Origin of the sequence: Sandarakinorhabdus oryzae, assembly GCF_009733735.1 — a bacterium.
Taxonomy (GTDB): Bacteria; Pseudomonadota; Alphaproteobacteria; order Sphingomonadales; family Sphingomonadaceae; genus Sandarakinorhabdus; species Sandarakinorhabdus oryzae.
The window spans coordinates 1-7,978 of the sequence record NZ_WNJP01000130.1 but is presented as its reverse complement, the minus strand read 5'-3'; the positions used below and the strand labels follow the sequence as shown (position 1 = coordinate 7,978).

Here is a 7,978-nt window from a genome sequence, read left to right as displayed (position 1 = left end):
GCCCAGCCGGCGACGTGCAGGATCTCCACGGTCACGCCGGTCTTGCCATCAGCATCGGCCAGCGCGGCAAAGCGCTCCGCCGCCGCCATCAGCACATCGCGGCGCAGCGGCCGACGCTGGCGCAGCACCGATCGCGCGCCCATCGCGGTCAGATCATCGAACAGGCCGAACAGGCTGGCATAGCGCAGGGTCAGCCGCTCCACGTCGGCCACCGGCATGGCAAAGCCGGCGCGGGCGAGCAGGCCAGCGGCGGCACTGGCTTCCACCATCGGCGCGGTGTGGCTGCCGGCGCCGCCGGTGATGGCGGCCTCGGCCTCCAGCAGGCAGGCGCGCAGCTCGATCAGGCTCATGCCACCCACAAAGGCCGCCACGAACAGGCCATCCGGGCGCAGCACGCGGCGGATGCCGGCCAACGCGCCGGGCAGATCATTAACCGTGGTCAGCGCGCCGGCCGAGACGACGAGGTCGAAGCTGGCATCGGCAAAGGGCAGCCGGTCTTCATCGCCCACCACAACACCTGGCTCGCCCGAAGTCAGCGCCAGGCGGGTCGCACCGGACCAGACGGCTCGCGGCCCACCCAGATCGAGCACGTCGGCAAACGGCCGCGCCACCAGCGCCACCCGCTCGCGCACTTCATCGGCCATCAGATCGTGCAGAAAAGCCACAAGGTCAAAGCGCGCTGCCGCGCGGGCATGGCGGCGGCGGCGCAGCGCGGCATCAAAAGGGCCAGAGTCCTGTTGGGCTTCATCCATCCACCGCCCTTTACGCCAGCCCAGCCGAGGCGCAAACTGCCGCCATGGCCACAAGCGCCCTTCGCCTCGCCACCCTGCCGCTGCGCGCCGTGATCGATGTCGTGCTGCCGCCACGCTGCCCCGGCTGCGGCGAGATGGTTGATGGCGATGACCGCTTTTGTGCCGCCTGTTTCGGCCAGCTGCAGGGGCTCGGGCCGCCGCAATGCGCATGTTGCGGCGTGACGCTGCCGCATGATGGCGATGCAGCCGCCCGTTGCGGCGCCTGCCTGGCCGACCCCCCCGCCTTTGATCGGGCTCGCGCGCCCTTTGCCTATGGTGGGCCAACGCGGCAGCTGGTGCTGGCGCTCAAGCACGGCCGCCGCCTGCACCTGGCGCGCATGATGGCCCGCGCCATGCTGCGGGTTGCCGGCGATCTGCCCGATGATGCCGTGATCGTGCCGGTGCCGTCGCACCGCTGGCGGCTGTGGCAGCGCGGTTTCAACCAGGCCGCCAGCATTGCCCGCCAGCTTTCCCGCCAATCCGGCCGGCCGCTGCTGGTCGATGCGCTGGAACGGGTCAAGCCGACGCCGAGCACAAAGGGCCTGACCCGAAAGGCCCGATTGCAGAATGTCGCGGGGGCCTTTCGGGTGGCGCGGCCCGAGGCGATCAAGGGCCGGCTGGTGGTGGTGGTGGACGATGTGATGACCACTGGCGCCACTGTGGCGGCCTGCGCCCGTCGGCTGCGGGCCAGCGGGGCGCGACAAGTGGAGGTCTTGACCTATGCCCGTGCCTTGCGCGAGGGGCAGGGGGCATGACACGCATGCGATACCGGGGGGATCGCTGAGGATGGGACAGTATGGCCAGAATTGAAATCTACACCAAGTTCCTCTGCCCCTTCTGCACGCGGGCCAAGGCGCTGCTGAACGCCAAGGGCGCTGCGTTTGAAGAGATCGACATTTCCATCGGCGGGCCGCGCCGCACCGAAATGCTGGAGCGCTCTGGCGGCCGCCAGACCGTGCCGCAGATCTTCATCGACGGCCGCCACATTGGTGGCTGTGACGATCTGCAGGCGCTCGATCGCGCCGGCGGGCTTGATCCGCTGCTGGCGGCATGACGCTCAGCCTCGCCATCCTGCAGACCAATACCGGCATCGACCCGGTTGCCGAAGCCGAACGGCTGGCCGCGCAGATCGGCGAGGCCGCCGCCCAGGGCGCGCAAATCGTCTTCACGCCGGAAATGAGTGGCATGCTCGATCGCGACCGGGCGCGGGCGGCGGGCAAGATCCGCGATGAGGCTGATGATGGGGTGCTCGCCGCCGTCCGCGCCGCTGCCGCCCGCCACGAGGTCTGGGTCCATCTCGGCAGCCTGGCGCTGAAAGGCAGCGCTGACAAATCGGTCAACCGCGGCTTCCTGATCCGCCCCGATGGCGCGATCGCCGCGCGCTATGCCAAGATTCACCTGTTCGACGTCGCACTGGGCACCGAAAGCTGGCGCGAATCCGCCGCCTATGACGCCGGTGAGGAGGCGGTGGTGGCGCAGACGCCGTGGGGCGGGCTGGGCCTGACCATCTGTTATGACGTGCGCTTTCCCGCGCTGCACCGCGCCCTGGCCGAAGCCGGCGCCCAGATCATCGCCGTGCCCGCCGCCTTCACCCGGCCCACCGGCCAGGCGCACTGGCACGTGCTGCTGCGCGCCCGCGCCATCGAGACCGGCTGCTGGGTCGTCGCCGCCGCCCAGACTGGCGAGCACGAAGACGGCCGCGTCACCTATGGCCACAGCCTGGTCATCTCGCCGTGGGGCGAGGTGGTGCTCGACATGGGCGAAGCACCAGGCATCGGCCGTGCCACCATCGATCTGGCGGCAGTGACGGCGGCGCGCGGCAAGGTGCCAGCGCTCGACCATGCCCGCCCGTTCCGCGTTGTCAGCGCATGATCGTCTATGACCTGGTGTGCGAACAGGCCCACCGGTTCGAAGCCTGGTTCGGGTCCAGCCGCGATTTCGACGATCAGCAGCAGCGCGGCCTGCTCGAATGCCCGCTGTGCGGCTCGACCAAGGTGGGCAAGGCGGTGATGGCACCGGCTGTGCCTGCCAAGTCCAACCAGCAGACCGAACGGCAGAGCCTGGCCAACGACGATCCCATGGCCCGGCTCTTGATGCTGCAACGCGCCTTCGAAGCCGGCAGCGATTATGTCGGCGATCGCTTTGCGGCCGAAGCCCGCGCCATCCACCAGGCCGGCGAGGCCCGCAGCGTGCACGGCGAAGCCACCCCGGACGAGGTGAAGGCGCTGCGCGAAGACGGCGTGCCGCTGCTGCCGCTGCCGTTCCGGCCGCGCGCCCGATCGGATGCCTGACGCGCAAATTCCACTTGAACCGCAGCGCGCATCATGGCCTTGGAAACCTGCGCACCCGTAGCTCAGCAGGATAGAGCGACGGTTTCCTAAACCGCAGGTCGCAGGTTCGAATCCTGCCGGGTGCACGTTTTTGTGGCCGCCAGCGCACGGCCGATCCCCCAACCCCGTGCTCTGGCGGCTGGTTGAAATTGTTGGCCGCCAACATACGGCCGATCCCCCAACCCCGTGCTCCAAAGCCCTTCACAAAAAAGGGGTGGCCGAACCCAAGTCCGGCCACCCCAATCCTGCGCAGGCGTGACGCCTAGAAGTGCACGCCCATGCCAACGCGCACGAACGTGCCGATCACACCCGGGAAATAGGTGTTGAGGCTGTTGCTGCCGTCGGCGGTGTTGGTGGTGCCGATCACCGGGAACGGCGACGGCGGCTTGGCATCAAAGATATTGTCCACGCTGGCGCGCAGCGTGATCATCTTGGTGATGTCGTACGACACCGACATGTTGACGAAGGCGACTTCATTGATCCGATTGATCGAATAGAAGTTCGCCGGCGCGTTGTTGTCCCCATTGGCGCTGCCGATATACTGGACCTGCGCCTGGTAATTGAACGGGCCGTTGTCATAGTTGAAGGTGAACACACCCTTGTGCCGCGAATAGCCAGGGGTGTTATCCTTCACCAGCGGCACTGCGCCCGCCGTCACCTGCTCAGTCAGCGTGTCGAGATACTGATAGCTCACGCCCAGCATCACGTGGCTGTCCGCGCCCAGGAACGGCGTGGCGGTGCGATAGTTCACCGCCGCCAGGATGCCCTTGTAGCGCAGATTGGCCGAGTTGAAGAACGTCGTGCCCACGCTGGAGATCTGGAAATCTTCATCGCGCTGGACCAGCGAGCAGAAGGGATTGTCCGGGAAGTTCACCGAGTCATAGCAGGCGGACACCACCTGGGTGGCGCTGAACTGGCTGATCGCGTTCGACAGGCGGACGCTGACATAGTCAACCGTTGCCGTCAGGCCGGGGATGGCCTTGGGCGCCAGCACCATGCCCAGGGTGAAGCTGTTGGACTTCTCGTTCTGCAGGAACGGGTTGCCAAAGGTGAAGCCGCGGAACGAGCGCTGGTCAGACAGCGAGTTGAACCCGGCCGGCACACCCGCCGCCGCGCAGTTTGCGGCACGCGTGCTCGGATCGGGGCCGCGCGTGATCTGGGTCTGGTCGCACGGGTCGGTGGCGAAGAAGAAGCCGCTCGACCGCGGGTTGAAGGCTTCGGTCACCGACGGCGCCCGCACCGCGCGGGTGAAGGCACCGCGGAAGGTGAGCCCGGCAACCGGCGCATAGCGCCCGCCGACGGTCCAGGTCAGATCGCCGCCGGCCAGCGTGTTCCAGATATAGCGGGCCGAGGAGTTCACTGACAGCTCGTGGACGAACTTCACGTCGTTCTTCGGCGAGATGATGTCGGCATTCAATTCGCCGAAGATCTCGTTGGTGATGAACTTGCCATAGACCGGATCGATCGGCGTCGACCGGCCATATTGGCCACGCTGGCTGCTGTCACCGCTGCCCGAACCGAAATAGAAGGTGCCCGGATCGAAGCGCGAGGTTTCCTCGCGATGCTCATACCCCAACAACACTGCCAGATCGCCGCCCGGCAGGGTGGCCACCGGGCCCGAGGTGGTGACCAGGAAATCGGTCTGGCTGTTGAGGTTGCGCGGCGTCGCGATGGTGGTGACATAGGCCCTGGCCGCATCCGACACCTGGTTGCCGAACGGATTGAGCGGCGCGCAGGTCGAGCTCAACGTGGCGATCGGGGCGTTGGTATAGCCCGGCGCGCACACGATGGTGCCACTTTCATTGCGCACGGCATTGAGGGCGTTGACGAAGTTCTGCTGCACCAGTTCCGGGTTGCGGCTGCTGGTGGTGGAGGTGCCATAGGTCAGGCTGATGCCGAAGTTCCATTCGCGGCCCTTGAACAGCTCATAGCTGCCCTCGAGGCCGAACACGCCGCGCAGCACCTGCACACGGCCGGTGGACACGCCAGGCGACAGATCGAAGTTGGCACGGCCAAGATAGAAATAATCCTGGACGAAGCCCTCACCGATCAAATTCTGGTCCGATAGCGGGTTGTTGTTGATCGAATCCTGGATCGCGGTGCGCGTCGCGGCCGAGAGGAACGGGTTGGACAGCGGAATGATCAAATTGCCATCCGGGTTCCCGGCCGCATCGAAGAAGGCGTATTGATAGGTCGGCTGGCTGGCCAGGTTGCGGCCTTGCGAGACGCTGTACCAGCCTTCGGCAAACAGCCGCACCTTGTCGCTGATCTCATAGGACGCGGTGGCGGTGGCGTTCCAGCGCTCCAGATCGGTCACCAGATTCTCGACGTCGGTCAGGCGATAGCCATTGCCGCCGCTGGTGAACAGGCTGAAGGCGTCGTCACGGCCGATGGTGCTGCCGAAATCGATCGGAATCAGGTTGCCGGCGTTGTCGAACTTGAGCTGGCTGTTGTTGGCGCCGTTGACGCCGAAGTTCAGCGACGGATCGCCGAAGAATACATTCGACTGCTGCGGGCTGGTGGAGATGAAGTCGCCAACCAGCGGCACGCCGGAGGTGGCAATCGAGGGCACCCGGAAATCGCGATAGGGCACACGGGCGAACGGGCTGCCACCGGCCGGAGCGTCGTCGAAACGATCGTCGCTGATCGTCACCTGCCGCTGGTTGAACAGCAGGCCCTTGGACTTGCTGTATTCGCCGCCCAGCGTGATATTGCCGCGACCGCCGGCGAAATTCTTGCCGACCAGGGCGCGCAGACGCCAGTTGGGCGCATCACCGCGCGTTGCGCCGCCATACTGGCCGTCGACGTCGATGCCTTCGAAATCCTTCTTCAGGATGATGTTGATGGTGCCGGCAATGGCATCGGAGCCGTAGATCGGCGCGCCGATGGCGGCGACGGTTTCCACCCTGTCGATCATCTTGGTCGGGATGGTGTTGAGGTCAACCTGGCTGCCGCCCGAACCGGTCGGGCCGAACACCGAGCCGGTGTTGGACGACACGAAGCGGCGGCCGTTGACCAGGGTCAGGGTGCGCTGTGAGCCGAGGCCAAGGAAGTTGACGAAGCTCTGGCCAGCGCCAAAGCTGGACTGGCCAAAGCCGACCGGCGACGCGCCGGGAATGCCGAAGGCGGGCTGCTCGTTCAGCGCTTCGGCCAGCGTGCTGAAGCCGCGCGTGTCGAGCGCCTTGCTGTCGATGATCTGGATCGGCGAGCTCGATTCCACGTCGCGGCGCGCAATGCGCGAACCGGTGACGATCATCACCCCAGTGTCCTCGGCCGCCGCCGCGTCCGCTTCCGCTGCTGCGCCCTGCGCCAGCGCCGGCTGGCTGCCCAGCACCATGGCAATCAGCAGTGCCGACCGCCCAACATTGTCCCTCAAGATACCCCGAACTGAACCCATCATGCGCTTGCCCTTCTGCATGGATTTGGTTATGACTTTTTTGTAATGCTGACGTGCGCACAGTGGCGCAGGCCACCAACGCCACACAGGTCACCCGCGCCAGCCGGACCCTCATCCGTCTCGCGTTTACACTTCCGAAATCTCTGGAAATGCGGGTGAATTAAAAGCGTAACGTCAGTGTCACACGCCTAACAGCGTGTAACCTTGCTGCAACGTGGCAGCAGGTCGCAGTGTCAGGCCGCGGTCCCCAGGCTCAGGCGGCGGCGAGGGCCGCGATCAACGGCGCGGCGGCCGCCATGTCGAGATATTCTCTGGCCTGCGTCACCCGTCCATTGCGCACATCGGCGACCACCCACACGGCAAGATCAAGGCGGGCTCCATCAGCCAGCGTGCCGCGCACTGCATGCTCCTCGACAAAGCCGGTGGCGGTGGCGGCGCGCACAGGGCCCGCACCCGCTGGTCATCCTGGCTGGCCAGCGCGTCGAACAGCGCTTCAGCGATTGCGGCGTTGTCCATCCCAGGTCCCCCTTACTGTGCCCGCATCACAACAGGTCCTTCGAGTTTAATCTAGCCCGGCTGCCCCGGCCGCTTGGCGCGCAAGGTCGGAGGCGCCTCCAGCGGATTGTCCGGCCAGGGATGCTTGGGATAGCGGCCTTTCAGGTCTTTCTTCACCTCGGCCCAGCTGCCCGCCCAGAATCCGGGCAGATCCCTGGTCACTTGGATCGGGCGGCCCGCAGGCGAGGTCAGACGCAGGGTCAGCGGCACCCGGCCGTCTGCGACCATCGGGTGACGCGCCAATCCAAACAGGGCCTGCACGCGACAATCCACGGCCGGGCCGCCATCGGCGGCATAGTCGATGGCGTGGCTGCTGCCGGCCGGCGTGCTGAAGCGGGGAGGCGCGAAGGCGTCGAGGCGCTGGCGCTGGTTCCAGTCCAGACGGTTCAGCAGCGCCTCGGCCAGCTGGGAGTCAGACAGGTCAGACAGGCGGCGGCTCAGCAGCGGCGCCAGCCACGCATCAAGGCTGGAGACCAGTGCCGCATCATCGCTGGGCGGCAGGTCGAGGCCGTGGGCGACCGCAAAGGCGAGCCGGGCGCGCAGCGCAAGTCCCGCCTCCCCCCAGGGCAGCAGCATCAGCCCCTGTTCGGCCACCGCGCCCAGCAGCGCCGCGCGCACCCGGGCTGGATCAGGCCGTTCCACCGGCTGCCGGGCCAGGGTGATGGCGCCCAGCCGACGCTGCGTTTCGGCGGTGATGCCGGTGGTGGCGGGATCGAACGCGAAGACCGCCCTGCTTTCGATCCGGTTGGCCAGCAATTTCTCGACATCACCGTGCAGCGGCGCGCCGAGCAGCAGGCGCGCGCCGGCCGCCGAACCGCTGGCATCGGCGACCACGATCCAGTCGAGCCGCGCCAGCGAGGAGTCGGGCGGCACGGCAACCGCGCGGCCATTGGCCATCAGGAAGC

General features: G+C 66.8%; 8 protein-coding genes and 1 tRNA gene. 5 read left to right on the top strand and 4 right to left on the bottom strand.

What is annotated here, in order from left to right; translation table 11 throughout:
• Nucleotides 1–752: class I SAM-dependent methyltransferase (locus GJ693_RS11860; protein WP_156256509.1), on the bottom strand; the 752-nt coding region annotated here is incomplete at its 3' end.
• Nucleotides 753–796: 44 nt separating this feature from the next.
• Between GJ693_RS11860 and GJ693_RS11855 the strand changes: the two genes are divergently transcribed.
• The 5 genes from GJ693_RS11855 to GJ693_RS11835 all read left to right on the top strand — a co-directional run bounded on the left by GJ693_RS11855 (nucleotide 797) and on the right by GJ693_RS11835 (nucleotide 3,207).
• Nucleotides 797–1,546, top strand: a complete 750-nt coding sequence (locus GJ693_RS11855) for a ComF family protein (RefSeq protein ID WP_156256508.1) — start codon at nucleotides 797–799, stop codon at nucleotides 1,544–1,546.
• 41 nt (nucleotides 1,547–1,587) lie between these two features.
• A complete protein-coding gene (grxC, locus tag GJ693_RS11850) occupies nucleotides 1,588–1,845 on the top strand; it encodes a glutaredoxin 3 (RefSeq protein WP_156256507.1) in 258 nt (85 codons plus the stop codon).
• Complete coding sequence (locus tag GJ693_RS11845) at nucleotides 1,842–2,663, top strand: carbon-nitrogen hydrolase family protein (RefSeq protein WP_156256506.1); 822 nt, start codon at nucleotides 1,842–1,844, stop codon at nucleotides 2,661–2,663. Before grxC ends, GJ693_RS11845 begins: the two co-directional genes overlap by 4 nt.
• Nucleotides 2,660–3,082: a DUF1178 family protein gene (locus tag GJ693_RS11840; protein ID WP_156256505.1), complete on the top strand. Its 423-nt coding sequence runs from the start codon at nucleotides 2,660–2,662 to the stop codon at nucleotides 3,080–3,082. The genes GJ693_RS11845 and GJ693_RS11840 overlap by 4 nt, the downstream gene beginning before the upstream one ends.
• A 51-nt stretch (nucleotides 3,083–3,133) precedes the next feature.
• Nucleotides 3,134–3,207: transfer RNA gene (locus GJ693_RS11835), tRNA-Arg, on the top strand.
• A 176-nt stretch (nucleotides 3,208–3,383) separates the two neighbouring features.
• Here GJ693_RS11835 and GJ693_RS11830 read toward each other — a convergent pair.
• The 3 genes from GJ693_RS11830 to GJ693_RS11820 form a co-directional block, all read right to left on the bottom strand.
• Nucleotides 3,384–6,521 carry a TonB-dependent receptor domain-containing protein gene (locus GJ693_RS11830; RefSeq protein WP_197042152.1) on the bottom strand — a complete coding sequence of 1,046 codons (3,138 nt, stop codon included), beginning with the start codon at nucleotides 6,519–6,521 and terminating at the stop codon, nucleotides 3,384–3,386.
• A gap of 250 nt (nucleotides 6,522–6,771) precedes the next feature.
• Entirely contained in the window at nucleotides 6,772–6,960 is a 189-nt protein-coding gene (locus GJ693_RS11825) for a hypothetical protein (protein WP_197042151.1), read from the bottom strand.
• Between the two features lie 125 nt (nucleotides 6,961–7,085).
• Nucleotides 7,086–7,978: ATP-dependent helicase C-terminal domain-containing protein (locus GJ693_RS11820; RefSeq protein ID WP_328598834.1), on the bottom strand; the 893-nt coding region annotated here is incomplete at its 5' end.

Coding starts and splice junctions, on each gene's coding strand:
- GJ693_RS11830 (WP_197042152.1), bottom strand. CDS start 6,521: ATGATGGGTTCAGTTCGGGGTATCTTGAGGGACAATGTTGGGCGGTCG.
- GJ693_RS11855 (WP_156256508.1), top strand. CDS start 797: ATGGCCACAAGCGCCCTTCGCCTCGCCACCCTGCCGCTGCGCGCCGTG.
- GJ693_RS11845 (WP_156256506.1), top strand. CDS start 1,842: ATGACGCTCAGCCTCGCCATCCTGCAGACCAATACCGGCATCGACCCG.
- grxC (WP_156256507.1), top strand. CDS start 1,588: ATGGCCAGAATTGAAATCTACACCAAGTTCCTCTGCCCCTTCTGCACG.
- GJ693_RS11840 (WP_156256505.1), top strand. CDS start 2,660: ATGATCGTCTATGACCTGGTGTGCGAACAGGCCCACCGGTTCGAAGCC.